A 24,171-nucleotide genomic window follows, 5' to 3' on the forward strand; every position below is an offset into this window, starting at 1 on the left:
GCGTCGTCGCCAGCGGCCTGCTCACCGCGCACGTCGAGTTCGGTGCCGGCCGGTACCACGCCGTCGCCCGCCAGCGCGTAGCCGTCCATCGCCGAGTTGTCGAACGGCGGCAGGGCTTCGCCGGCGATCACCGGCGCGGCCAGTACGCGGTCGAGCGCGTCGACGGGCGCGCGGCGTTCGCTCGGCAGCGGCGCGCTGGTGTCGAGAATGATGCGCAGAGCGTCGTCGTAGGACAGCAGGTCGGTCATCCGTGCCCCTCGCCGGCGGCCATGGCCAGCGCGTGCGCGAGGATCGGCGCGAGGATGTCCATGCCCTGCGCCACGGCCTTGGCGCTGCCGGGCAGGGCGACGATCAGGGTGTGTCCGAGCAGCACCGCGTCGGTGCGGCTGAGCCAGGCCATCGGCGTGTGCTGGCTGCTTTCGCTGCGGAACAGCTCGCCTATGCCGTCGACGCGGCGGTCGGCGATCTGCGCCAGCGCCTCGGGCGTGCGGTCGCGCGGTCCCAGGCCGGTGCCGCCGGTGCACAGCACCAGTCGCACGCCATCGTCGGCACAGGCGCGCAGGCGTGCGACCAGCGCGTCGGGATCGTCGGGCAGGACGGTGGCGTTGCCCGTCTCCGCGCCCAGCGCGCGCAGCCGTTCGACCAGCAGCGGCCCGGCGGCATCCGCGTAGTCGCCGGCGCTGGCGCGGTCGCTGAGGGTGACGACTGCGCACGGCACGCCGTCCAGCCGCGCCGGACCGCGCGGTCGATAGCGCTCGCGCTCGGCGTCGGTCATCCCGTCCGGATGCAGCCACAGCCCTTTCTTGCCGCCCTCTTTGAACAGCAGCCGCACGCCGCCGATGCTCAGCGCCGGCTCGACCGGCTTGGTCAGGTCGTACAGCGTCAGCAGCGCGGCGCTGGCGCCGGCCAGGGCTTCCATCTCGACGCCGGTGCGGGCGAACGTGGCGACTTCGCAGTACACGCGGATCGCGTGGCGTTCGGGCACCGGTTCGGTGTGCACCTCGATGAACTCCAGCGGCAGCGGATGGCACAGCGGCATCAGCTGCGAGGCGTTCTTGGCGCCCTGCAGACCGGCGATCTCGGCCATGGTGCGCGCATCGCCCTTGGGCAGGCGGCCCTCGACGATGATCGGAAACGCCTCCGGCCCGGCGTGCAGTTCGCCGACGGCGACGGCGCGGCGCGCGGTGACCCGCTTGCGGCGCACGTCGGCCATGTGGAAATGGGCGCGCTCGACGCGCTCGTTCATGCTCAACCTCCGGTGGATGCCAGATGCGGGGTGATGCCGGTGCGGCCTTCGTGCAGGAAGTGGCCTTTCTCCTTGCGTCCGATCTGGCCGCCGATGGCGCGCACCAGGTCGTCGATCTGCTCGTCGCGCTGCAGCAGCGCACGCAGGGGAATGCCGAATTCGCCGAACAGGCACAGGCGCAGATCGCCGGTCGCGGTCACGCGCAGGCGGTTGCAGCCGGCGCAGAAGTCCTTCGAGTAGGGCGCGATGATGCCGACGCGGCCGGCGTAGTCGGGGTGCAGATACTCGCGCGCCGGTCCGGCGTCGGCGGCGCGCGGCAGGGCCGTCCAGCCGGCGTCGCGCAGGCGCTGTTCGAGCAGCTCGGCGCGCACGTGGTGCCGGCGGAAGTAGTCCAGGTTGTCGCCGGTCTGCATCAGTTCGATGAAGCGCACGCCGACGCGGTGGGTGCGCAGGTAGTCCAGCCAGGCCGGCAACTGGTCGTCGTTGACGCCGCGCAGCAGCACGGCGTTGAGCTTCACGGTCAGGCCGCGTTCGACCGCGCGGTCGACGCCTTCGAGGATGTCGGACAGGCGGTCGTGACCGGTCAGCGCGGCGAAGGCGGTGGCATCCAGCGTGTCGACGCTGACGTTGATGGCGTTCAGCCCGGCGTCGGCCCAGGCGTCGAGGCGCTTGGTCAGCAGGCTGCCGTTGGTGGTCATGGCGAGGCGCTCGACGCCCGGCACCGACGCCGCGGTGCGCAGGATGTCGGTCAGGTCGCGGCGCAGGCTGGGTTCGCCGCCGGTGATGCGCAGCTTGCGCATGCCCAGCCGGGTGAAGCCGCGCAGCAGCCGCGCGATCTCGTCCAGCGACAGCGGTCCGGCGGCGTTCGGGTCGGCCCGATAGCCGTGCGGCAGGCAGTACGTGCAACGGAAATTGCACGCGGGAATGACCGACAGGCGCAGGTACGGAAACCGGCGGCCGTAGGTATCGGCCAGCGGGTGCATGGTCTGTGCTCCTTTCCAAGGCCGGGAGGCGGCGTCGTTTCCGGCGTCGCCCTGGTGATCGCGAAGACCACGGACGGCAGACCGTATTCCCTGGGGAACGTAGGCCGTGCCGCCTCGGAGTTGTCGGACGTGTGTCCGTCTCGAGTCTAGCACTGCGTCACGATGCAAAAGCGGTGCCGCGGACGGGTGTTCGGGTGATGTGAACGTTCGATATTCGGCCGAGGGATGCCCTGTTACGCCGCTGCACATGGACGGCAAACCGCAACGGCGGCGCCCGATTTCCCAACGTCATCCCGGCGAAAGCCGGACAAGCGCGAAGCGCGCAGAACGTCCGAAGGACGGCCCCGATGGGGCGAGCGCAGCGAGTCACCCAGCGACTCTGGCGCGCAAAGAAGTCCCTGGGTCCCGGCTTTCGCCGGGATGACGATCGGTGCGGGTGCGCGTGACACGCTGCATGGTGGATCATCAGAAGCACACCGCACACCGCACACCGCACACCGCACACCGCGCGCCGTGCAGCATTCGGCACGCGGTTGTCACGGCCCGTTGCGCCAAAAACGCGACAGTCGTCCACGCGGGCGCGCATGCAAGCGCGACGTGACGGGCATCGCCGGGTTGGCGCGGCTCTTGCGTAGTCAAAGGGGCGTCGTTCGTGCGACGACCCCTCGCGGCCGCACCGGAGCCGTGCTGGCGCGTCGGCGAACGGCCTCGCATGTCCGCGATTCGACACCAGGAGGGGGTATGGCCCGTCTGCAGGAAACGATCTCGACGCCGGCGCCCGCCGCGCCCGGTTTCTTCGCCCGCGAACGCACCATCGCCGGGCCGGGCTTCCATCGCTGGCTGGTGCCGCCGGCGGCGCTGGCGATCCATCTCAGCATCGGCATGGCCTATGGCTTCTCGGTGTTCTGGCTGCCGATGACGCGGCTGGTGCCGGGCGCGGACGCAACGATGTGCAGCGCCGACACGGGCTTCTTCGCGCAGTTGTTCACCACCACCTGCAACTGGACCGTGCCGGCGGTCAATCACATCTTCGAGACCTTCATCGCCATGCTCGGCGTGGCGGCGGCGATCTGGGGCGGCTGGCTGGAACGCGCCGGGCCGCGCAAGGCCGGCTGCATCGCCGCGCTGTGCTGGGGCGGCGGCCTGATCGTCGGCGCGCTCGGCGTGGCCGTGCATCAGCTGTGGCTGGTGTACCTGGGTTGCGGCGTGCTCGGCGGCATCGGTCAGGGGCTGGGCTACATCACGCCGGTGTCCAGCCTCATCAAGTGGTTTCCGGATCGGCGCGGCCTAGCCACCGGTTTCGCCATCATGGGTTACGGCGGCGGCGCGATGATCGGCGCGCCGATCGCGGTGGCGCTGATGCAGCACTTCACCCACGACGGCATCCCCGGCGTGGCCGGTGCGCTGGCCGGGCTGGGCGTGCTGTACGTCGTCGCGATGGGCGCGGGCGCGATCGGTTTCCGCGTGCCGCCGAACGGCTGGCGACCGGCCGGCTGGACGCCGCCGGCGCAGAACGCCAACAAACTCGTCACGGACCGCCACGTGCATCTGAACACGGCCTGGAAGACGCCGCAGTTCTGGCTGATCTGGGCGGTGCTGTGCCTGAACGTCACCGCCGGCATCGGCGTGATCTCGATGGCCAGCCCGATGCTGCAGGACGTGTTCGGCGCGCGGCTGCTGGGGCAGGCCAGCGGCATCGAATTGAGCGCGGCGCAGAAGGCCGCCATCGCCGCGTCGGCGGCGGGGCTGGTCGGCCTGATCAGCCTGTTCAACAGCCTCGGACGCATCTTCTGGGCTTCGACCTCGGACTTCATCGGCCGCAAGACCACCTATTTCGTGTTCTTCGCGCTGGGCATCGTGCTGTACTGCCTGCTGCCGACGCTGGGTCATCTGGGCATGGCCGGCGCGTTCGTGGTCGCGGTGTGCGTGATCCTGTCGATGTACGGCGGCGGCTTCGCCACGGTGCCGGCCTACCTGGCCGACATCTTCGGCACGCAGATGGTCGGCGCCATCCATGGTCGCCTGCTGACGGCGTGGTCGGTGGCCGGCATCGCCGGGCCGTTCCTGATCGCCGCCGTGCGTCAGGCGCAGTTGAATGCGGGCGTGGCGCGGAACCTCGTGTACGACCGCACGCTCTATATTCTTGCGGTGCTGCTGCTGGTCGGCATGCTGTGCAACTTCCTGATCAAGCCGGTCAAGGACAAGCACCACATGAGCGAGGCCGAGCTGGAACGCGAACGATCGCTGCAGCACGAACGCCCCGCGACGGGCGCCGTGGCCGCCGAGGCGGCGCGCGGCGCGTTCGGCGCGCGCGGCGTGGTGGCCTGGGCGCTGGTTGGCATTCCGTTCCTGATCGGAGTATGGATAGCGGTGGCCAAGGCTGCCGCACTGTTTTGAGGTGAACGCATGAAGCGAGCTGCGAATGCCGTGCCGCTGCCGGCATTGGAACCGGCGATCCACGACGCGGTGATGGACGTCCTCGACCGGCTGAAGGACAAGCCGGGCGCGCTGTTGCCGGTGCTGCACGGCGTGCAGAACGCGCTCGGCCACGTGCCCGAGGATGCGGTGCCGCTGATCGCGCACGAGATGAACCTCTCGCGCGCCGACGTGCATGGCGTGATCAGTTTCTACCACTTCTTCCGCACCACGCCGCCGGGTCGCCGCACCGTGTTCCTGTGTCGCGCCGAATCGTGCCAGGCGATGGGCGCGGCGCAGCTCGAACGGCACGTCAAGCAGCGCTTGGGTGTGGATTTCCATCAGACCACCGCCGACGGCGCGTTCTCGCTGGAGCCGGTCTACTGCCTCGGCAACTGCGCCTGCTCGCCGGCGATGCTGGTCGACGACGAACTGCACGGTCGCGTCACACCCGAACGCTTCGACGCCTGGTTGGAAACACAGGCCGCCCGCACGGAGGACGCGTCATGAGCATCACCGTCTACGTGCCCGGCGATGCCGGCGCGCTGTCGCTGGGCGCCGACGCCACCGCCGAAGTCCTCGCCGCCGAGGCCGCGCGCCGCGGCGCGGACGTGCGCATCGTGCGCAACGGTTCGCGCGGTCTGTACTGGCTGGAGCCGATGGTCGAAGTCGCCACCGAGGCCGGGCGCGTGGCCTACGGGCCGGTGCAGGCCGACGACGTGGCCGGCCTGTTCGACGCCGATTTCCTGAGCGGTGGCGTGCACGCGCTGGCGTTGGGTCCCACCGAAGAGCTCGACTGGCTGAAGAGCCAGCAGCGTCTGACCTTCGCCCGCGTCGGCGTGATCGATCCGCGCAGCCTGGACGACTACCGCGCCCACGGCGGCTTCAAGGGCCTGGAAAAGGCACTGGCGATGAAGCCCGCCGACATCGTGCAGGCCGTCGCCGATTCGGGCCTGCGCGGTCGCGGTGGCGCGGCCTTTCCGACCGGCATCAAGTGGAAGACCTGTCTGCAAGCGCAGGCGACGCAGAAGTACATCGTGTGCAACGCCGACGAAGGCGATTCGGGCACCTATTCCGACCGCATGCTGATGGAAGGCGATCCGTTCCAGCTGATCGAAGGCATGGTCATCGCCGGACTCGCCGTCGGTGCGACGCAGGGCTACATCTACCTGCGCGCCGAATACCCGCACGCGCAGCGCATACTGGAAGTCGCGCTGTCCGCGGCGACGGCCGACGGCTGGCTGGGCGACGACGTGCGCGGTAGCGGCAAGGCCTTCCATCTGGAAGTGCGCATGGCCGCCGGCGCCTACATCTGCGGCGAGGAGACCTCGCTGCTGGACAGCCTGGAAGGCAAACGCGGGCAGGTGCGCTTCAAGCCGCCGCTGCCGGCCATCGAAGGACTATTCGGCAAGCCGACCGTCATCAACAACGTCATCACCCTGGCCTCGGTGCCGGTGGTGCTGGCCGAGGGCGCGGACTTCTACAAGGACTACGGCATGGGCCGTTCGCGCGGCACGCTGCCGATCCAGCTGGCCGGCAACGTCAAGCGGCCGGGTCTGGTCGAACGCGCCTTCGGGCTGAGCCTGCGCGAGTTGATCGAGGGCTACGGCGGCGGCACCGCTAGCGGCCGGCCGCTGCGTGCGGTGCAGATTGGCGGGCCGCTGGGCGCGTACCTGACCGCCGATCAGCTCGACGTCGAACTGGACTACGAGGCCATCGCCGGCATCGGCGGCATGCTCGGTCACGGCGGCATCGTGGTGTTCGACGACACCGTCGACATGGCCGCGCAGGCGCGCTACGCGATGGAATTCTGCGCCATCGAGTCCTGCGGCAAGTGCACGCCGTGCCGCATCGGCTCGACCCGCGGCGTCGAGGTCATCGACCGCATGCTCGCCGGCAACGCCGCCGAGCGCCAACGCAACGAAGCGCTGCTGCGCGATCTGTGCCAGACCATGATCGACGGATCGCTGTGCGCGCTGGGCGGCCTGGCGCCGTACCCGGTGCTGAGCGCGCTGGATCATTTTTCCGAGGATTTCGCGAAGGTCGCCGACAAGGCGGCCTCGTGAGGAGGTAAGCGAGATGCTGTCCATCGTCGAGATCGATCGCGGCACGCCGAAGGCGACGTCGAAGAAGACCGTGTCCCTGGACATCGACGGTCGCACCGTCACCGTGCCCGAGGGCACCTCGGTGATGCGCGCGGCGGCGCAGGCGGGCATCCACATTCCCAAGCTGTGCGCCACCGAGATGGTCGACGCCTTCGGTTCGTGCCGGTTGTGCCTGGTCGAGATCGAGGGCCGCAAGGGCTATCCGGCCTCGTGCACCACGCCGGTGGCCGAGGGCATGAAGGTGGTCACCCAGAACGAGAAGTTGGGCCACCTGCGCCGCGGCGTGATGGAGCTGTACATCTCCGATCATCCACTGGACTGCCTGACTTGCCCCGCCAACGGCCACTGCGAACTGCAGGACATGGCCGGCGTGGTCGGCCTGCGCGAAGTGCGCTACGGCTACGACGGGGAGAATCACGTCTACGCGCAGACGAAGGACGGCGAAGCCAATCCGCGCTTCGTCGCCAAGGACGAGTCCAATCCGTACTTCGCCTTCGACCCGTCCAAGTGCATCGTCTGCTCGCGCTGCGTGCGCGCCTGCGACGAGGTGCAGGGCACCTTCGCGCTGACCATCCAGGGGCGCGGTTTCGACTCCAAGGTCGCGGCCAGCCAGGACGACCGCTTCCTCGATTCCGAGTGCGTGTCGTGCGGTGCGTGCGTGCAGGCCTGCCCGACCGCGACGCTGTCGGAGAAGTCGCTGATCGACAAGGGCCAGGCCGAGCACAGCGTGGTCACCACCTGCGCCTACTGCGGCGTCGGTTGCAGCTTCCGCGCCGAGATGAAGGGCGAGGACATCGTGCGCATGGTGCCGGACATGGACGGCAAGGCGAACCACGGCCATTCCTGCGTTAAGGGTCGCTTCGCCATCGGCTACGCCACGCACCCGGACCGCATCACCACGCCGATGATCCGCGAGAAGATCACCGACCCGTGGCGCGTGGTCAGCTGGGAGCAGGCCATCGACCACGTCGCCAGCGAGTTCAAGCGCATCCAGAAGCAGCACGGCAAGTTCGCCGTCGGCGGCATCACCTCCTCGCGATGCACCAACGAGGAGACCTACCTGGTGCAGAAGCTGGTGCGCGCCGCGTTCGGCAACAACAACGTCGACACCTGCGCGCGCGTGTGCCATTCGCCGACCGGCTACGGCCTGAAGTCGACGCTGGGCGAATCGGCCGGCACCCAGGACTTCGACTCCATCGAGCAGACCGACGTGGTGCTGGTGATGGGCTCCAACCCCACCGACGCGCATCCGGTGTTCGGCTCGAAGATGAAGCAGCGCCTGCGCCAGGGCGCGAAGCTGATCGTCATCGATCCGCGCGGCATCGACCTGGTGCGCACGCCGCACGTGCAGGCCGACTTCCATCTCAAGCTGCGTCCGGGCACCAACGTCGCCATGCTCAACGCGCTGGCGCACGTGATCGTCACCGAGGGGCTGGTCGACGAGGCCTTCGTCGCCGAACGCTGCGAAAAGGCCGCCTTCGACAAGTGGCGCGCCTTCATCGCCGAGGAACGCAACAGCCCCGAGGCGCAGGCGGCCGAACTGGGCGTGCCCGCCGAGCAGGTGCGCGGCGCGGCGCGGCTGTACGCCACCGGCGGCAACGCGGCCATCTACTACGGCCTGGGCGTGACCGAACACGCGCAAGGCTCGACCGCGGTGATGGGCATCGCGAACCTGGCGATGGCCACCGGCAACCTCGGCCGCGAAGGCGTCGGCGTGAACCCGATGCGCGGCCAGAACAACGTGCAGGGTTCGTGCGACATGGGTTCGTTCCCGCACGAATTCCCCGGCTATCGCCACGTCGGCGACGCCGAGGTGCGCGCCGATTTCGAGAACGCCTGGGGCGTGCCGCTGCACGACGAACCGGGCCTGCGCATTCCCAACATGTTCGAGGCCGCGCTCGACGGCAGCTTCCTTGGCCTGTACGTGGAAGGCGAGGACATCGCCCAGTCCGACCCCAACACCCAGCACGTCACCGCCGCGCTGCAGGCGATGGAATGCATCGTGGTGCAGGACCTGTTCCTCAACGAGACGGCCAAGTACGCGCACGTGTTTCTGCCCGGCACCTCGTTCCTGGAGAAGGACGGCACCTTCACCAACGCCGAGCGTCGCGTCTCGCGCGTGCGCAAGGTGATGGAGCCGCGCTGCCGCTACGCCGACTGGGAAGTCACCCAGCTGCTGTCCAACGCCATGGGCTACCCGATGCACTACGCGCATCCGTCCGAGATCATGGACGAGATCGCGCGCCTGACGCCGACCTTCACGAACATGAGCTTCGACAAGATCGACCAGCTCGGCTCCGTGCAGTGGCCGTGCAACGACGAGCACCCGGACGGCACGCCGGTCATGCACGTGGGCGAGTTCGTGCGCGGGCAGGGCCGCTTCATGCTCACCGAGTACGTGCCGACTTCCGAGAAGGTCAACGCGAAGCATCCGCTGATCCTCACCACCGGGCGCATCCTCAGCCAGTACAACGTCGGCGCGCAGACGCGGCGTACCGCCAACGTCATGTGGCACGACGAAGACCTGCTGGAAATCCACCCGCACGACGCCGACGAGCGCGGCATCCGGGACGGCGACTGGGTCGGTATCGAGAGCCGCGCCGGCGACACCGTGCTGCGCGCCAAGATCGCCGAGCGCATGCAGCCGGGCGTGGTCTACACCACGTTCCACTTCCCCGGCTCCGGCGCCAACGTCATCACCACCGAGAACTCCGACTGGGCCACCAACTGCCCCGAGTACAAGGTCACCGCCGTGCAGGTCACGCGCGTGGAGCAGCCCTCGGCCTGGCAGCAGCGCCACGAGGCCTTCTCCGAACGGCAGCGGGAACTGCTGGAGCAATCGCGGCATGCCGCGGCCGACGCGCCCTGAAGCCGGCGCGGCGGGCTTCGTCCGCCGCCCGGTGCAGCGCTTCCGCGACGGCCGCGACACGCGGCTGGACGACGCCGTCGCCGAGGAAGTGCCCGTCGCGATGGTCTACAACGACGCGCCGTTCGCGGTGATGATGCTCACCCCCGCCGATTTCGAGGACTTCGCGCTCGGCTTCTCGCTCAGCGAAGGCCTGATCGAGCGGGCCAGCGACCTGCAACAGATCGACGTGCACGAACGCCTGGAAGGCTACGAGCTGGCGATGCGCGTACACGAGGATGTCGTGCAGGCACGCACCGGCGTCGACCGCGAACGCCTGCTGCCCGGTCGCAGCGGCTGCGGCCTGTGCGGCGCGCGCACCCTGGAAGACGCCGTGCGCCATCCGAAGCCGGTCGGCGAAGGCCCGCGCATCGACGCCGCCGTGCTGGAAACCGCGCTCGCCGCGTTGCGCGAGGCGCAGCCGATCAACCGCGCCACCGGCTCCGTGCACGCCGCTGCCTGGGTCGATCCACAGGGAAAGATCCAACTGGTGCGCGAGGACGTCGGCCGCCACAACGCCCTCGACAAGCTGATCGGCGCCATGCTGCGCGCCGGCACCGACCCGCAGGCCGGCTTCCTGATCGTCACCAGCCGCGCCAGCTACGAAATGGTCACCAAGGCCGCCAGCGCCGGCATCACCGTGATGGCCGCAATCTCCGCGCCCACCGCGCTGGCCATCCACCTGGCCCAATCCACCGGCCTCACCCTGATCGGCTTCGCCCGCCCGGGCAGCCACGTCGTCTACGCCCACCCGCAGCGTCTGCTGCACGCCGCCGGAGCGCCCGCATGAACATCGAGCACCTGACCACCATGGTCAACGACATCAGTCATTACTTTGCTGCCGAGCCGGATCACGATGCGGCTGTGCAGGGCATCGCCGACCACCTGCGCAAGTTCTGGGACCCGGTCATGCGCAAGCAGATCCTCGCGCACCTGGAGGCGGGTGGGGAAGGGCTGGAGCCGTTGTCGCGGGAGGCGGTGGAGCGGTTGGGAGTGATGCAGAAGAGTGAAGCGGCTGCGTGAATTCGCTTGTGGGAAGGTGGTTACATCAACACTTGTTCTGCGTAACTGATACACCTTCACCACTACGCATAACGCCAATAGCTTCATTGCCTGTTTTGGCGGGTGGCCCGATAAGTGCCTAGTGAAGAGGGCGGTATGCGGATTTGTCTGGTCAGGCTCGGGAAGCCATACTCGGTGTAACGCGTCATTTTGACGTCGAATAAGCGTTAGTCGGCAAGAGACGGTTTGTGGCTTATTACCCTAAATCTGTTTTCTATCCAGTCATCGGTAACGCGCACAGCGCGATCTTGCAGTTTGCAGCGCAAGCGGTACGCCAACCAGTCTTCATGGTCAACGGCGCTATCGTTCAGTTGGCCGCTGGGGAGTTCCCAGCAGGCGTCGATGTCGCGCTACTGGATGATCGTGAGCATGTGCTAACGGTCAACACCGAGAGACCAACTGCGCAATTTTCACAAGAACAAACGGACTTGGCAGTAAGCTGTGCCGGTAACGGGTGGCTAGAGGTCAAGTTATGAGCGGTTTGCGGACTAACCCGGCGCTCAAGCGGACGGCGTACCGCCGCCGCTTACCTTTGCGTTAGAGTTGACAGGGAGGTAACCCGGATGGATATAGGTCAAGAGATGCTCTTCGAGACCACTATTCGGACATTCTTGGGCCAAAAGGCGTACCACATTGCGAGTCAAGCGCATAGCGAAAAGGCTCGCGTTCAGTGGTATAGAAAGGTTTTCAAGAAAATTGTTAAACAAGTTCAAACCATTGATGCGTCTGCCAAGCACAAGGAGCAGTTAGAATATTTTAGCAATCAGCTTCTTGAGCTCGTAAAGGGTCGTCATTTCAACGAACAACTATTTTCGCTTTACTTACTTCGCTTCACCGGCACTCTGCTTGGATACCTAAGCCTGCGAGGTTCGTGTCTGGCAACGCCCACATATTTCCAAACGCCAAGCCAGTACTACACTCAAGCAATGTTCAGCGGTGGCGACACCATGCAAGACTATTATGACAGTCATAGTGCAACGGGTGTGCGTTTGCGGCTTGTCGCTCAACTGAAAGATGAAGGTCTGAACGACTTCCAAATATCGCTAGTTCTCAACATCAGCGAGTACGAAGTTAAGAAGTTGCGCGCTGAGCTCTAACCAATCGTCCAGGCGGACGCCGTACCCACGCCGTTTAACTTCAGCGTTAGATCACTCTATAAGAGAAAAGGTGTCGAGGACCTTTTTGGAAATGGTGTCAGGGACCTTTTTTTGTTAGAGAGTTTTTTACAAGCGTTAGTTGCCACAGGGGGCGCCATGAAGAAGTTTCACTTTCTCTCGGTAGCCTGCATTTGTCTAGCTTTTGCGGGCTGTACAAATCAGCAGGCCGACCAAACGATAGCCACGCTGCGCGGACAGCTGAGTGAGGCTCAAGGACAAAATAGCAAACTCAAAGTCCGGGTTGATGAGCTTTCGCGTAAAGTGAAAGAGCTTTCGGACACCCCGTCGGCCAGACTGCAGGCGATCCGACAGCTTGTGGCCAAAGGCGACGTGAGCGGCGCAAGCGCCGCATCATCGAAGCTAAAGAGCAAGTATCCCGATGCGCAGCAAACGCAAACTGCGGAACAGCTCGTGCACGAGCTTGCTGCCCAACTACAGGCCGCGCAAGAGAAGCAAGCAAGGCTGCAGAAGCTAAAGTTTCGGGCCCTCGACGGCACATCAACTTTTACCGAAAACGGCATGACGTTTCGCACCCTCAAAACATCAACTACAAGCCGATGGGTGTCAGATTCATATAGCTATGAGTATCACTACAGCGATGCAGACCGAGGAACAAAATATGTCGTTCTTCAGGTTAATGTAAGCTCTACGAACGACAAAGATCCCAAGCTGTTCCCAGTTGCTGTGTACAGAGTCGTGGGGAATAAGTTGGAGCAGGTGGCAGATTTTTCCTATGCCTTTCGGCGTTGGCACGACTACGGATCGTATCTTGGCAATTATGGCGATTCAGGCAATGACTTCGCTAAATCCAAAACTGTCGAGTTTTCGCTTGCGGCTCAGGTCAGTGACACGTATCTAAAGCAGCCGCTGTTGGTCATCGCGTCCGACGAGCAGTGCGTGGAGCGAATAAATCGAAGTCTTGCACCGGCCGTGGCATATATCGCGCTCGGATGCACATCGCTCAAGCAGGAGCTATCACTTTCTGAAGCGGCTGGAAAGAATTATCACGTGGTCAAGCGTATGAATTTCTAACGGGCGTTCATTGGCGCAGGAGGCAGTTATGGCACGTCGGCGACTACTGTGGTTGCTCGTGCCTGTCGTGGCCATCACGGCTATCGCAGGCTGGAACTATTTTGGGGTGCAACAACCGCTGTCCGAGGCATTGGCGGCTGACAGCAGAAATGAAGGGCTCTCGGTCTTTGCGCACTATCAGTGGTACGTAAATTCCGATGTTCTAGTCTTCGATCTACGGGGCGTCTCGGGCACGAACAGCGAAGCCGATGTATTCCGTAGCATGCTGCAGTTTGCGCAGGCTGTGCAGTCACGCAATTTCAGCAAGGTAATTCTGGCCTACAAAGGTACCCCACGTTTCATGCTTGAAGGTGCGTACTTCAAGCAACTTGGGGAAGAGTTCGCGTTTCAAAACCCGGTGTACACTCTTCGCACGTTGCCGGAGCATGTCTACAACTTGGACGGGACGCCGGCGTTTGGTACTTGGACTGGTGGCTTGCTCGGCGTGGTTGGGCATCAAATGCAAGACCTCAATGCATTTGGTAAGCAATGGTTCATCAACGATGCTGCGAGTGGGAACTAACCAAGAAACGGTTCCGGAAATGGTGTCAGGGACCTTTTTGATTAGGTATGTACAGGGATGCAGGCCATGGGAGACGTTCTTTTCACGAGCCTGTGGGTCGGGCCGCTTCTTTGTTTCATGTTGTGGCTCTCCGACTACCAGCTGACCGTCGTGGTTGCGCGGATGTACCAGGCCCAGGACAAAGTGGTCTTCCCGGGCAGCTACGAGCTCAATCCGCTGACCCAGCGCGATGTGGATGCGCTGCGTCGCATCGGTTTCCGGATTCTGTTCAAGCCAGCTTGTATGGCGGCTTTCGTTGCGGCGGTGGGTGTTATTCCCATGTCGGGCGACACACAGGAAATGGTGTCAGGGACCTTTTTGCGGCTAGCCACGAGGAGTGGATCACCCACTGCTACGGTACTGTGTGGGTGTGGCGCGTGACGTGGGCCCGACCACCGGCAACGGCAATTCGCTGTACGCGATCATCGGCCAGGCGTCGCGCGGGTTGGGCCGCAACCTGGCAGTGGCCGGCCGGGTGATCGAGGGCATGGAATACCTCTCGGCCCTGCCGCGCGGTACCGGCCCGCTGGGCTTCTGCGAGAAGGCCGAGCAGCGCACGCCGATCGTCTCGGTGCGGCTGGCCGCGGACCTGCCGCCGGCCGAGCGGCCGAAGGTGGAAGTACTGCGCACCGACAGCGCCAGCTTCGCCAAGCTGATCGAGCCAAACGCAACCGCCGCGATGCGTTCTACACCCGCCCGGCCGGCAAGGTCGACCTGTGCAGCATCAGCGTGCCGACGCGCGACCCGTGATCCGGGCCATGGTCGCTGTCCGCCGGCCTGCGTGATCCGCGCGGACAGCCGTCCATAGAATCGAGCACCAGCCGCGCCGCGACTATGGCCGCTGCCTCAGCACTGCCGCGATAAGCCCGGGAAACCGCGTATCCAGTTCCTTCCTGCGAAGGGAGTTGAGATGCGTCGTGCCCGCCGACGAGGTATGCACCAGGCCCGCCTCGCGCAGGATGCGGAAGTGATGCGACATGCTCGACTTGGGCCGACCGAACTCCAGTTCGCCGCAGGTCGCCTGTTCCACCCCGGCGAGATGGCGGACGATCTCCAGTCGCGCCGGATCGCTGAGCGCATGGAAGATGCGCTCAAGGGCGAACTGCTCGGGGTCGGGATGCTTGAAGGGGCGCATGGGGCGCAAGAATAGCCGGCTTGGCTGTTGCTCGATAGTTCGATTATTATCGAACAATCGCAATAAAGCCTCCCTCATCCTCTCCACCGACCGGCAAGGATTACCCCCCATGTCTGCACTGTTCCAACCCTTCACGCTCAAGGGCATCACCCTGCGCAACCGCGTGGCGGTGCCGCCGATGTGCCAGTACGAGGCCGTCGACGGTCTCGCCAACGACTGGCATCACGTACACCTCGCGGGCATGGCCCGTGGCGGCGCCGGCCTGGTGATCGTCGAGGCGACCGCGGTATCGCCGGAGGGTCGCATCACCCCCAACTGCCTGGGGCTGTGGAACGACGCCCAAGCCGACGCGCTCAAGCCGATGGTGGCAGCGATCAAGGCCGGCGGCGCGGTGCCCGGCATCCAGATCGGTCACGCCGGCCGCAAAGCCAACGCCAACCGTCCATGGGAAGGCGACGACCATATCGCAGAGGGCGACCCGCGCTTCTGGCAGACGATCGCCCCGTCCGCGCTGGCGTTCGGCGGCCATCTGCCGCGCGTGCCGAGGGCGATGACCATCGAGGACATCACCCGCGTGCGCGAGGATTTCGTCGCCGCGGCAAAGCGCGCGCTCGACGTCGGCTTCGAATGGCTGGAGCTGCACTTCGCCCACGGCTACCTGGGCCAAAGCTTCTTCTCCCACCACAGCAACCAGCGCGATGATATCTACGGCGGCTCGCCGGAGAACCGTAGTCGCTTTCTGCTGGAAACGCTGGCGGCGGTACGCAAGGTGTGGCCGGAGCACCTGCCGCTGACCGCGCGCTTCGGGGTGCTGGAGTTCGACGGTCGCGACGAGGAGACCCTCGCAGAGTCCATCGCGCTGGTGCAGAACTTCAAGCGCGAAGGCCTGGACATGCTCAGCGTGAGCGTCGGCTTCACCATTCCGCAGACGAACATCCCCTGGGGACCGTCGTTCCTGGCGCCGATCGCCAAGCGTGTACGCGAGGAGACTGGCTTGCCGGTGTCCTCTGCCTGGGGCTTCGGCACGCCGGACGCGGCCGAGGCGGCGATCACCAGCGAGTCGCTCGACCTGGTGATGGTCGGTCGCTCGCATCTGGCCGATCCGCACTGGACCTACGCTGCGGCGAAGAAGCTGGACGTGGACAGGGCCTCGTGGACCCTGCCGGCACCCTATGCGCACTGGCTGCAGCGCTACGCCATGGCGTAACCGTCGCTGCGCCACGCATGATCCCCGGCCGCGACCGGCCGGGGATCATGCAGCGATCAGAAGCCGGTGGTTCCGCGGGTCATCTGCTCGGCGGTCTTGAACACGCCGACCGCCTGGCGCAGGCGCTCGGCCTGCTCCTTGAGGCTGTGCGAGGCAGTCTCGGACTCCTCCACCAGCGCGGCGTTGCTCTGTGTGGCCTCGTCCATCCGGGTCACCGCCGAGCCGACCGCGGTGATGCCCCGGCTCAGGAAATGGTGTCAGGGACCTTTTCACGGTTTTGCGTCCCTTGGGCACCACGTCCTCCATGGTCGTGTGTTTCCTTTGAGCGGGAGAGTGTGGATTGGGGTTTTCCTACGCGAGTTTCCATCTGCGCCGACATGGCACGGGCGGGGTGGCGGGCAGTCGCGTGAGGAGCATCGAGCCAGAATGCGCATGCAGTAGTTCGCAGGAGGCGAGTGTATGTGCGGCGGCAGGATTGGCATTTGGGTGGCGTGTGTCTGGTGTTTCGTGGCGTTGGCGCGGGCGGGTACGCCGCCGCCGGTCGAGTTGGTGGACGTGTATCGCGGTGGCGTCGATCTGTCGCGGTATTGGGTAAGCGAGAAGTTCGACGGCGTGCGCGGATACTGGGACGGGCATCACCTGTGGACACGGGGCGGTCAGCGCGTTCGGGTGCCGGCCTGGTTCACGCACGGTTGGCCCGATGTGCCGATGGATGGCGAGTTGTGGGTGGGTTACGGCCAGTTCTCCCGCGCCTCGGTCATCGTGCGCAGCGCCGGGCCGCACGATCCGGCCTGGCGCGAGATCCATTACCGGGTGTTCGACCTGCCGGCGTACGGCGGCGATTTCGATCACCGCGTGCCTGCCATCCGCCGGATCGTCGCGGCGATTCACGATCCGTGGGTGGTGGCGATCCGCCAGTTCCACGTGCACGACAAGGCAGCCCTGCACGCAGCATTGCAGCGCGTGTTGGCCCGAGGCGGGGAAGGTCTGGTGCTGCACCGTGGCGACGCGCCCTACATGGCCGGACGCGGTGTCGGACTGCTCAAGGTGAAACCGTATCGGGACGCGGAGGCGAGGGTGATTGCCATTCAGCCCGGTCACGGGCGACTGAAGGGCAGGATGGGATCGATTGAGGTGCGTACGCCCGATGGTCGGACATTCGCCATCGGTTCGGGCTTCACCGATGCACAACGCGCCGATCCGCCGTCGATCGGTGCCTGGGTCACGTATCGCTACAATGGCCTCACATCTACCGGGTTGCCGCGATTTGCGCGGTTCCTGCACTTGCGCCCGGGTGGTCCGCCGCCGGGTTAGCGAGCGACTTCAGAAAAGGTGCCGGGGACCTTTTCAGGACTGAGCGACGCGAGAGCTTATAGCTCCAACCTTGATGACTCGAAGCGAGAAGCTGCCGTGTTTCCGGGGCGGCTTAATTGTATAAGGATGAGTGCACTGCAATGATGTTTAGCAAGAGAGAATGTTTCTTCGGACTTGTAGCTTTCTTCGTGATTGTATTGTCCTCGTGCGCTACCCATCAGGAGCGCCGATCCAGTGCCAGTAGTCCAATTTACCCTTATGTCGGAATGTCCAGAGTCGAACTCGAGCAGAGTCTGGGCAAAGCCGATGGTGAGACTGAAACATCTAGCACAGTGTGGCTTTTTTACAAAAAACTGCGGGTGACATTCGGAGTGCCAAAAAATTCGGGCATGGTTTCCGATGCTTTGTATCCTACAGTTAATGCAGACGGGCGCGTCGATGAAAGTAGGATTGATTTGGGTTATGGCTTGGATCAGGGCATCTCAAAAGATCAGTTGGAGCACCGGTTGGGACGGCCTTCTCGCGCGGCTCCATTAGCGTGGACTTATTGCAAATTTAAATACATCGGTGCGCACCACACGCCGACCTTCCTTACGCTAGAGTTCAAATACGTTCATCCCAATGGCGCAGCGCTGAGCAACATAAGAATGGATGGTCGCTGTATTGCGGGCGCAGAACACCCGTAAATCGTATGGGTAGCGAAAAGGTGCCAGGGACCTTTTTGCGCCTGATCGTCAATCAGTGAGCAGAGCTTGGTGCGCGAGCATGTTTCGAGTCGATGTCTGTTCGTCGCACGGTTGGATGTCGACACTAGCCACGCGACTCAGATCGCAAGTGAGGCGACATGCGCAAGGTATTCGTCAACATCGGTCTCAGTCTGGATGGCTTCATGGCGCCGGAAGGCATGACGCTGGCGCATTGGTCGCAGCCCGATTACAAGGATTGGGGCGCGAAGTGGGGCGCGATGATGGGCTGGATTCTGAAGCTCCAGTACTTCCGCGAGCACCTGCAGTTCGGCTCGGGCGGCGAGACGGGGGCGGTCAATGACATGCTTCGCCACACGATGGAGCGCAGCGGCGCCAGCATCATGGGCAAGCGGATGTTCGAGCAGGGCGAGGCGTCGTGGCCCGAGAACGCGCCGTTCCACACGCCGGTCTTTGTGCTCACGCATGAGAAGCGCGAGCCCTGGGTGCGTCCGGGCGGCACCACGTTCCACTTCGTCAACGACGGTCCGGAAAGCGCGCTCGAGCAGGCGCGGGCGGCGGCGGGCGAGCGCGATGTGCGCATTTCCGGCGGCGCGGACGTGGTCCAGCAGTATCTGAGCCTGGGCGTGGTCGACGAGCTGGAGATCGCGATGGCGCCGGTGATCTTCGGTGCGGGTCGACGCCTGTTCGAGAACCTTCATGATCCGATGCCGCAGTTCCGCATCGATGCGGTCTTCCACAGCCCGCACGCGACGCACCTGCGTTACGTACGGGCGTGATTGGATGGGCGACCGGGCGCGGAGGCGCCGTCGAGACGGTTGCACCTGTTTCGTTCGGACGACTCGCAGGCGCGAACCCTTCAATGCCAGACGGCGTCCGTCCTTGCTCCGGTCGTCAGGGCGCGGCCAGCATGGGCGCGGGATGCTGCGGGTGGTGGCTGCGCACCCAGGCCAGCAGGCGCTCGTGCAGCGGCGTGCTCGGGCGGATGCGGACCAGGGCGGTGCGCAGCGGATCGATGCGGCGGCCGCGGCGCCACAGTTCAAAGTACAGATGCGGCCCGGTGGCGAGGCCGGTGACACCGACGTAGCCGATCACTTGTCCGCGACGGACATGGCTGCCGTTGTGCAGGCCGCGGGCGAAACGCGACAGGTGGCCGTAGCGGGTGACCAGGTGGTCGCCGTGGCGGATTTCGACCAGCTTGCCGTAGTTGCCGTGCCAGCGCGCCATGTCGACGGTGCCGGCCATCGCAGCGCGCACGGGCGTGCCGATCGGCGCGGCGTAGTCGATGCCCTTGTGGAATTCGCGCCAGCCCAGCACCGGCTGCTTGCGCCAGCCCCAACCCGATGAGATGCGCGTGTGCCGCAGCGGCGCGTTGAGGTCGATCATCTGCAGCATGCGGCCGCGTGCGTCGGCCAGCAGCAGGCCATGTTGACGGGCTCGCACCAGGAAGACGCGGCGGTCGTGCGTGCGTTCGTGCATGACCAGGCCGATGTAGGGGTCGCCGCCGGTCGCGTCGAGCTTGCCCGAGACGATGTTCACCGCGGCGTGGCGGGGCAGGTGTCCGGCGTGCGTCCAGTAGCGCTCCATGTAGGTCAGCGCGGCGGCGATGGTGGTCGCGCGCACGTCGCGATGGCGTAGCTGGGTGCGGATCGCGTGGACTGTGGTCAGGGTCGGTCGCGGTGTCGGCGCAGTCGTGGAAGGCGGGACGGCGGCGACGCGGGTTGCCGCGTCGGGGACGCCGGCATGCTGTGCTGCGATGTCGGTCTGCGGCAGACGCGGCGCGCCGGTCTGGCGGAACGGTCCGGGCGGTGGCGCGGGGCGATGGCGCATCGCGGTGCGCGGCGAGGCGTCATGCAGGTGCGCGACGCGCGTGCGCAGAGAGGCCAGCACGGCGGCGATCGAGAGCAGGCTCAGCAACGGCAGCGAGAGAAACAGGGGCAGGGAAACGGACTTCATGGCATTGCAGGCAGTTTATGTTATGTTATAACGTATCAAATTCTGGAGGGGCAAACACCCATGTCGTCCCTGATCCCTGTGCTGGCGACGAGTTTCCTGGTCGCTGCCACCACCGTCTCGGCGCGGTGGGTGATGATGGTACCGATGCAGCGCGTACGCGCGGCGTTGCCGTGGATGCAGGCCGCCACGGCGGGGCTGCTGCTCGGCGACGGTTTGCTGCACATGCTGCCCGAGGCGGTGGATCACGGTCTGTCCGCCGGCGCGGCGGGCGGCGTGATGGCCGTGGGCGTGGTGCTGCTGGTGTGCGTGGAGAGCGTGGTGCGTGCCTGGGCGACCAGCACGGACGTGGCGGCCTTCGCGCGCATGGACGTGTTCGGCGACGTCGTGCATCACGTCATCGACGGCGTGGTCATCGGTGCGGCGTTCGCGGTGGATGCGACGCTCGGGCTGGTGGTTGCGGTCACGGTGATGCTGCACGAGCTGCCGCGCGGCATCGGACATGCCGGTGTGCTGACGGCGGGCGGCTTCGCGCCGCGCCGCGTGTTCCGCCTGTCGCTGATGGCCGCCGCGGGTGTGCCGCTGGGCGCATGGCTGGCTCTGGCGCTGGCGCAATCGACCGGACTGGTCGGCTTCGGCTTGGCGTTCGCCGCGGGTTGTACGATCTATCTCGCGTGCGTCGACGTGCTGCCGGCCGTGTGGCAGCGGCTGGGCGCGCACAACCGCCTGGCGCCCGCGCTGGGCATGCTGGGCGGCGTGGTGTTCATGTGGGCGGCGGCGCTGGTCGATCACGTGCATTGAGTGATTAGTCAGCGCGCGGCGGCGCAAGTTCAGTGCGGCGTCGCGCGAAGAGCGGGGAAACGGGATGAAAGGCAGCAGACACGCGTGGCTGGCGATGGTGCTGGTCGCTTCGTTGGGGCATGGCGCGTGGGCGGCGGCACCGTCCGCGCAGCCGACGTTCCGCATCGTCGAGAGTGTGCCCGAGGCCACCGATTACGGAACACCGGGCGTACCGCGCACGCAGGCGGTATGGCTGGACATGATCCGCGGCGCGCATACGCGCATCGACGTGGCTGCGTTCTACCTCGCCGACAAGCCCGGCAGCGCCCTGCAGCCGGTGCTGGACGCGGTGATCGACCGTGCGCGTCACGGCGTGAAGGTGCGCTTCCTGCTCGACCGCAGTTTCATGAAGTACAGCCGCGACAGCGTGGCGCGGCTGCGCAAGCTCAAGAACATCCAGATCCGCGTGCTGCCGATGGATGCGCTGACCGGCGGCGTGCTGCATGCCAAGTACATGGTGGTCGATGGGCGCGAGGTGTTCGTCGGCAGCGCCAACTGGGACTGGCGCGCGCTGACGCAGATCCACGAGATCGGCGCGCGTATCGATGACGCGCGGTTCGCGCGCACGTTCGAGGCCAGCTTCGATCTGGACTGGGACGCCGCCGCGCATCCGGACATGCCCAGGCTGGCGAAGCGCGCCGTGCGTGCGCTGCCGTTCGCGCCGGTGACCGAGGCCGATCCCGTGGCGCTGCACGACGCTTCGGGCGAGGCGCTGAGCGCGTTTCCGGCTTTCAGTCCGCCGTCGCTGATCCCGCACGATCTGAGCGCCGAACAGCCAGCGCTGGTACGCATGATCCACGACGCGCGGCACGTGCTGCGGGTGCAGGTGATGACGCTGAGCGCGATCCGCGAGTACGGGCCGAAAGGCTGGTGGACGCCGGTCGACGCGGCGTTGCGCGATGCTGCCGCGCGCGGCGTGGACGTGCGCATCATCGTCGCCGACTGGGCGCTGCGCGAGCCGATGCAGTCGTACTTGAAGAGTCTGGCGGTGCTGCCGCACATCACGGTGAAGTTCAGCCGTCTGCCGCCTGCGCCGCAGGGCTTCATCGACTACGCACGCGTGGAGCACGCCAAGTACGCGGTCGCCGACGACCGTCGGGTCTACATCGGCACCGGCAACTGGGGCTGGAGTTACTTCAACACCACGGTCGACGCCTCGGTGTTCGCGCAGGGCGCGGGGCCGGCGAAGACGCTGGCCGGCATCTTCGACCGCGACTGGAACGGGCCGTACGTGACCACGTTCGAGCCGGACCGAACCTACGCGCCGCCGCGCACGCACTGAGCGTGACGGCGGCGGTAGCGTCCGCCGCGGAACGAATGTCCCGCGGCGGGCGGAGGGGCCTTACTGGTGGCCCTTCTCCAGTTCCTCGGCCAGACGCGGCAGGTGGTAGACCTTGCGCAGCGCCTGATCCAGCGCGGCGGTGTCCACGGCGACCGCGCGGTTGTTGCTGTCGTTGAAGGTGAAGTTGCCGCCCAGCGAGTGGATGTTGCCGTCGAAGATCAGGCCGACGGCGTGACCTTCCTTGTTGATGACCGGGCTGCCCGAGTTGCCGCCGATGATGTCGTTGTCGGTGACGAAATCCATCGGCGTGGACAGATCCAGCGACGACTTGGCCTTCAGCCAGCTCTCCGGCAGCTTGAACGGATCGGCGCCGGTGGCGCGCTTGTACAGGCCGTCGAAGTGCGTGAACGGCGGCACTTCCTTGCCCTTCTCCATCCAGCCCTTCACGGTGCCGTAGCTCAGGCGCATGGTGAAGGTGGCGTCCGGATAGCTGGACGTGCCGTCACGCGCGAAGCGGGCCTGGGCGATGGCCTCGGACGCCTGACGCAGCGGCGCTTCGACCTCGTCCTCGTACTGCTTGCGCAGCTTGCGCGCGACCGGGTCGATCTTGCGCGCCAGTTCGATCATCGGATCGTGCGAAGCCTGGATGGCCTTCTCGCCGCCGTCCCACAACTGCTTGCGCACCGCCGGATCGCTGAGCTTGCTGCCGTAGACCAGGGCGTGCGCCAGCTGTTCGGGCGACTGCTTGCCCAGCACTTCGTGCACGAACGGATCGTCGGCGCCCAACGCCTGGCGCATTTTCTCCAGCGTCCAGGCCAGCTTGTTCTCGTCGTACTGCGGATAGAACGGCGTCTTCGCCTCGACCTGCTGCTGCATCGCCGGCAGGTTGGCGTTGCGGTACGGCGGCAGGCGGTCGGCGTCCGGCTTGGCGCGCTCGGTGGCGGCGCGGACCAGTGCGCGGGCGTCGCGGAACAGCGTGCTGCCGAAGCCCTGGCCGCCCTCGATCATCGAATAGCGCTCACGCAGCTGGCTGCCGCGCTGCAGCGCCTTGTCCAGGGTCTGCCACGGATGGCCGTACTTCTTGACGCGGGCCGGGTCGGCGTCGATCCATGCGCGCAGCGAGGCGTCTTCCTCACGCTTCTTGGCCACGAAGGACTCGTCGTTGAGCGTTTCCAGCCAGCCCTTGAACACTTTCAGCGTGTTGTCGATGCCGAACAGCGCGTCCTGGGCTTCCTTGGCCTGCTGCTTGCCCATGCGGCTGTACTGCCAGAGCAGGCCGCGCTCCTCGGAGAGGTAGCCGAAGAAGGGGATCAGCGACTTGTCGCGCGAGTAGGCCAGCACCGCCCACGGCGTCTGGCGCTCGGTCGAACCCGGATTGCCCACCACGAAGGTCAGCTCGCCAGCCTTCGGACCCTTGGGATCGAACTGGAAGAAGTCCGGGGTGTGCGCCGGCTTGCCGTCGACATAGGCGCGGAAGAAGGTGACGTCGAGGTCGTAGCGCGGGAAGTTGAAGTTGTCCGGGTCACCGCCGAAGAAGGCGATGGACTGCTCCGGCGCGAATACCAGGCGCACGTCCTGGTAGCGGCGGTACTTGTACAGCGCGTAGCGGCCGCCGTGGTACAGCGTGACCACGTCGCAGCGCCAGGTGTCCGGGTCGCTGTTGACGCACGCCTTCTCGATGGCGCTGTCGACCGCACGCTGCGCCTTGATGCGCGCCGCGCCTTCCTTGCCGGCGGTGGCGGCGTTCACGCGTGCCGTCACGTCGGTGATCTTTTCGAGCTGGTTCAGCTCCATGTCCGGGCACTTGGGTTCGTCCTTGTCGTCCTTGGCGACGTACCCGTCCTGCATGTAGTTGTGGTTCTTGTCCGACAGCTGCGACAGGCAGGTGTTGGCGCAGTGGTGATTGGTCATCACCAGGCCGTTGGCGGACACGAACGAACCCGAGCAACCCTCGGCCAGACGCAGCGCGGCGTGCTGCACGTGGTCGATCCACTGTTGGGTCGGGGTGAAGCCGTACTTCTGCTGCATCTGCTTGATCGGCAGGTGGTCGAGGGTCCACATGCCCTCGTCGGCCATGGCCGAACCCGCCGTAGCCAGCAGCAGGCCGGTGAGCAGGGTCAGAATGAGTCGTTTCATGATGCCTCCCTTGGCAATGCGCGCGCGGCGCCGTTCGAGCATTATCGAATCAGCGTTATAAAGTAACAACATGACTTTCGTAGCACGCGCGGCA

General features: G+C 65.7%; 23 protein-coding genes, 1 pseudogene and 1 riboswitch. Of the genes and pseudogenes, 17 read left to right on the plus strand and 7 right to left on the minus strand.

The features are described 5' to 3' along the window. The 3 genes and pseudogenes from LF63_RS01265 to moaA all read right to left on the minus strand — a co-directional run. Positions 1-248, minus strand: a pseudogene (locus LF63_RS01265) (molybdopterin molybdenumtransferase MoeA); the annotation flags it as partial. Beyond that, on the minus strand, positions 245-1,246 hold the full coding sequence (moaCB, locus tag LF63_RS01270; protein WP_043099090.1) for a bifunctional molybdenum cofactor biosynthesis protein MoaC/MoaB: 1,002 nt from the start codon (positions 1,244-1,246) through the stop codon (positions 245-247). The gene moaCB and the pseudogene LF63_RS01265, both read right to left, overlap by 4 nt. 2 nt (positions 1,247-1,248) lie before the next feature. Then, a complete protein-coding gene (moaA, locus tag LF63_RS01275) occupies positions 1,249-2,229 on the minus strand; it encodes a GTP 3',8-cyclase MoaA (RefSeq protein ID WP_043099092.1) in 981 nt (326 codons plus the stop codon). Further along, positions 2,224-2,361: riboswitch (molybdenum cofactor riboswitch) on the minus strand. It overlaps the preceding gene by 6 nt. Before the next feature lie 609 nt (positions 2,362-2,970). Here moaA and LF63_RS01280 point away from each other — a divergent pair. The 11 genes from LF63_RS01280 to LF63_RS01325 all read left to right on the plus strand — a co-directional run bounded on the left by LF63_RS01280 (position 2,971) and on the right by LF63_RS01325 (position 14,314). Further along, positions 2,971-4,626, plus strand: coding sequence for an OFA family MFS transporter (locus LF63_RS01280; RefSeq protein WP_043099094.1), 1,656 nt, complete (start codon positions 2,971-2,973; stop codon positions 4,624-4,626). 9 nt (positions 4,627-4,635) lie between these two features. Then, positions 4,636-5,154 (plus strand): formate dehydrogenase subunit gamma, encoded by a 519-nt coding sequence (locus tag LF63_RS01285; RefSeq protein ID WP_052394518.1) that lies wholly within the window; start codon positions 4,636-4,638, stop codon positions 5,152-5,154. After that, on the plus strand, positions 5,151-6,710 hold the full coding sequence (locus LF63_RS01290) for a formate dehydrogenase beta subunit (RefSeq protein WP_043099096.1): 1,560 nt from the start codon (positions 5,151-5,153) through the stop codon (positions 6,708-6,710). Before LF63_RS01285 ends, LF63_RS01290 begins: the two co-directional genes overlap by 4 nt. A gap of 13 nt (positions 6,711-6,723) precedes the next feature. Next, positions 6,724-9,618 carry a formate dehydrogenase subunit alpha gene (gene fdhF, locus LF63_RS01295; protein WP_043099098.1) on the plus strand — a complete coding sequence of 965 codons (2,895 nt, stop codon included), beginning with the start codon at positions 6,724-6,726 and terminating at the stop codon, positions 9,616-9,618. Then, positions 9,596-10,444 carry a formate dehydrogenase accessory sulfurtransferase FdhD gene (fdhD, locus tag LF63_RS01300; protein WP_043099100.1) on the plus strand — a complete coding sequence of 283 codons (849 nt, stop codon included), beginning with the start codon at positions 9,596-9,598 and terminating at the stop codon, positions 10,442-10,444. The genes fdhF and fdhD overlap by 23 nt, the downstream gene beginning before the upstream one ends. Further along, complete coding sequence (locus LF63_RS01305; protein WP_043099101.1) at positions 10,441-10,677, plus strand: formate dehydrogenase subunit delta; 237 nt, start codon at positions 10,441-10,443, stop codon at positions 10,675-10,677. Before fdhD ends, LF63_RS01305 begins: the two co-directional genes overlap by 4 nt. A 620-nt stretch (positions 10,678-11,297) precedes the next feature. Beyond that, positions 11,298-11,813: a hypothetical protein gene (locus LF63_RS01310; RefSeq protein ID WP_184655059.1), complete on the plus strand. Its 516-nt coding sequence runs from the start codon at positions 11,298-11,300 to the stop codon at positions 11,811-11,813. Between the two features lie 156 nt (positions 11,814-11,969). Continuing rightward, positions 11,970-12,905: a cell division protein ZapB gene (locus LF63_RS01315; RefSeq protein WP_152569203.1), complete on the plus strand. Its 936-nt coding sequence runs from the start codon at positions 11,970-11,972 to the stop codon at positions 12,903-12,905. Positions 12,906-12,933: 28 nt separating this feature from the next. After that, the gene (locus tag LF63_RS01320; protein WP_043099107.1) at positions 12,934-13,467 is read left to right on the plus strand and encodes a hypothetical protein; all 534 of its coding nucleotides are present in this window, start codon (positions 12,934-12,936) and stop codon (positions 13,465-13,467) included. 66 nt (positions 13,468-13,533) lie between these two features. After that, positions 13,534-13,887, plus strand: a complete 354-nt coding sequence (locus LF63_RS16385) for a hypothetical protein (protein WP_052394520.1) — start codon at positions 13,534-13,536, stop codon at positions 13,885-13,887. 1 nt (position 13,888) lies between these two features. Then, positions 13,889-14,314 (plus strand): hypothetical protein, encoded by a 426-nt coding sequence (locus tag LF63_RS01325; RefSeq protein ID WP_338047183.1) that lies wholly within the window; start codon positions 13,889-13,891, stop codon positions 14,312-14,314. A gap of 24 nt (positions 14,315-14,338) precedes the next feature. Here LF63_RS01325 and LF63_RS01330 read toward each other — a convergent pair whose 3' ends face one another. Continuing rightward, positions 14,339-14,641, minus strand: a complete 303-nt coding sequence (locus LF63_RS01330; protein ID WP_043099108.1) for an ArsR/SmtB family transcription factor — start codon at positions 14,639-14,641, stop codon at positions 14,339-14,341. Between the two features lie 109 nt (positions 14,642-14,750). Between LF63_RS01330 and LF63_RS01335 the strand changes: the two genes are divergently transcribed. Then, positions 14,751-15,848 carry an NADH:flavin oxidoreductase/NADH oxidase gene (locus LF63_RS01335; protein ID WP_043099109.1) on the plus strand — a complete coding sequence of 366 codons (1,098 nt, stop codon included), beginning with the start codon at positions 14,751-14,753 and terminating at the stop codon, positions 15,846-15,848. A gap of 56 nt (positions 15,849-15,904) precedes the next feature. Here the strand turns inward: LF63_RS01335 and LF63_RS15435 are convergent, their stop codons facing one another. After that, on the minus strand, positions 15,905-16,054 hold the full coding sequence (locus LF63_RS15435; protein WP_081945033.1) for a hypothetical protein: 150 nt from the start codon (positions 16,052-16,054) through the stop codon (positions 15,905-15,907). Between the two features lie 280 nt (positions 16,055-16,334). Between LF63_RS15435 and LF63_RS01340 the strand changes: the two genes are divergently transcribed. The 3 genes from LF63_RS01340 (at position 16,335) to LF63_RS01345 (ending at position 18,645) form a co-directional block, all read left to right on the plus strand. Beyond that, the gene (locus LF63_RS01340; protein ID WP_200877521.1) at positions 16,335-17,162 is read left to right on the plus strand and encodes a DNA ligase; all 828 of its coding nucleotides are present in this window, start codon (positions 16,335-16,337) and stop codon (positions 17,160-17,162) included. 140 nt (positions 17,163-17,302) lie between these two features. Beyond that, positions 17,303-17,848: a hypothetical protein gene (locus tag LF63_RS15675; protein WP_152569205.1), complete on the plus strand. Its 546-nt coding sequence runs from the start codon at positions 17,303-17,305 to the stop codon at positions 17,846-17,848. A 158-nt stretch (positions 17,849-18,006) separates the two neighbouring features. Beyond that, positions 18,007-18,645, plus strand: coding sequence for a dihydrofolate reductase family protein (locus LF63_RS01345; RefSeq protein WP_043099113.1), 639 nt, complete (start codon positions 18,007-18,009; stop codon positions 18,643-18,645). Between the two features lie 115 nt (positions 18,646-18,760). On the opposite strand, the gene LF63_RS15105 is transcribed toward LF63_RS01345, so the two are convergent. Continuing rightward, positions 18,761-19,822: a M23 family metallopeptidase gene (locus LF63_RS15105; RefSeq protein ID WP_052394527.1), complete on the minus strand. Its 1,062-nt coding sequence runs from the start codon at positions 19,820-19,822 to the stop codon at positions 18,761-18,763. Positions 19,823-19,882: 60 nt separating this feature from the next. Between LF63_RS15105 and LF63_RS01360 the strand changes: the two genes are divergently transcribed. Together LF63_RS01360 and LF63_RS01365 are read left to right on the plus strand one after the other, a co-directional pair. Further along, positions 19,883-20,620: a ZIP family metal transporter gene (locus tag LF63_RS01360; protein ID WP_043099117.1), complete on the plus strand. Its 738-nt coding sequence runs from the start codon at positions 19,883-19,885 to the stop codon at positions 20,618-20,620. Between the two features lie 64 nt (positions 20,621-20,684). Next, entirely contained in the window at positions 20,685-21,941 is a 1,257-nt protein-coding gene (locus LF63_RS01365; protein ID WP_081945034.1) for a phospholipase D-like domain-containing protein, read from the plus strand. Between the two features lie 60 nt (positions 21,942-22,001). Here the strand turns inward: LF63_RS01365 and LF63_RS01370 are convergent, their stop codons facing one another. Beyond that, entirely contained in the window at positions 22,002-24,077 is a 2,076-nt protein-coding gene (locus LF63_RS01370; protein WP_043102841.1) for a S46 family peptidase, read from the minus strand. Positions 24,078-24,171: the final 94 nt, after the last annotated feature.

It is taken from the genome of Oleiagrimonas soli (assembly GCF_000761445.1).
Taxonomy (GTDB): Bacteria; Pseudomonadota; Gammaproteobacteria; order Xanthomonadales; family Rhodanobacteraceae; genus Oleiagrimonas; species Oleiagrimonas soli.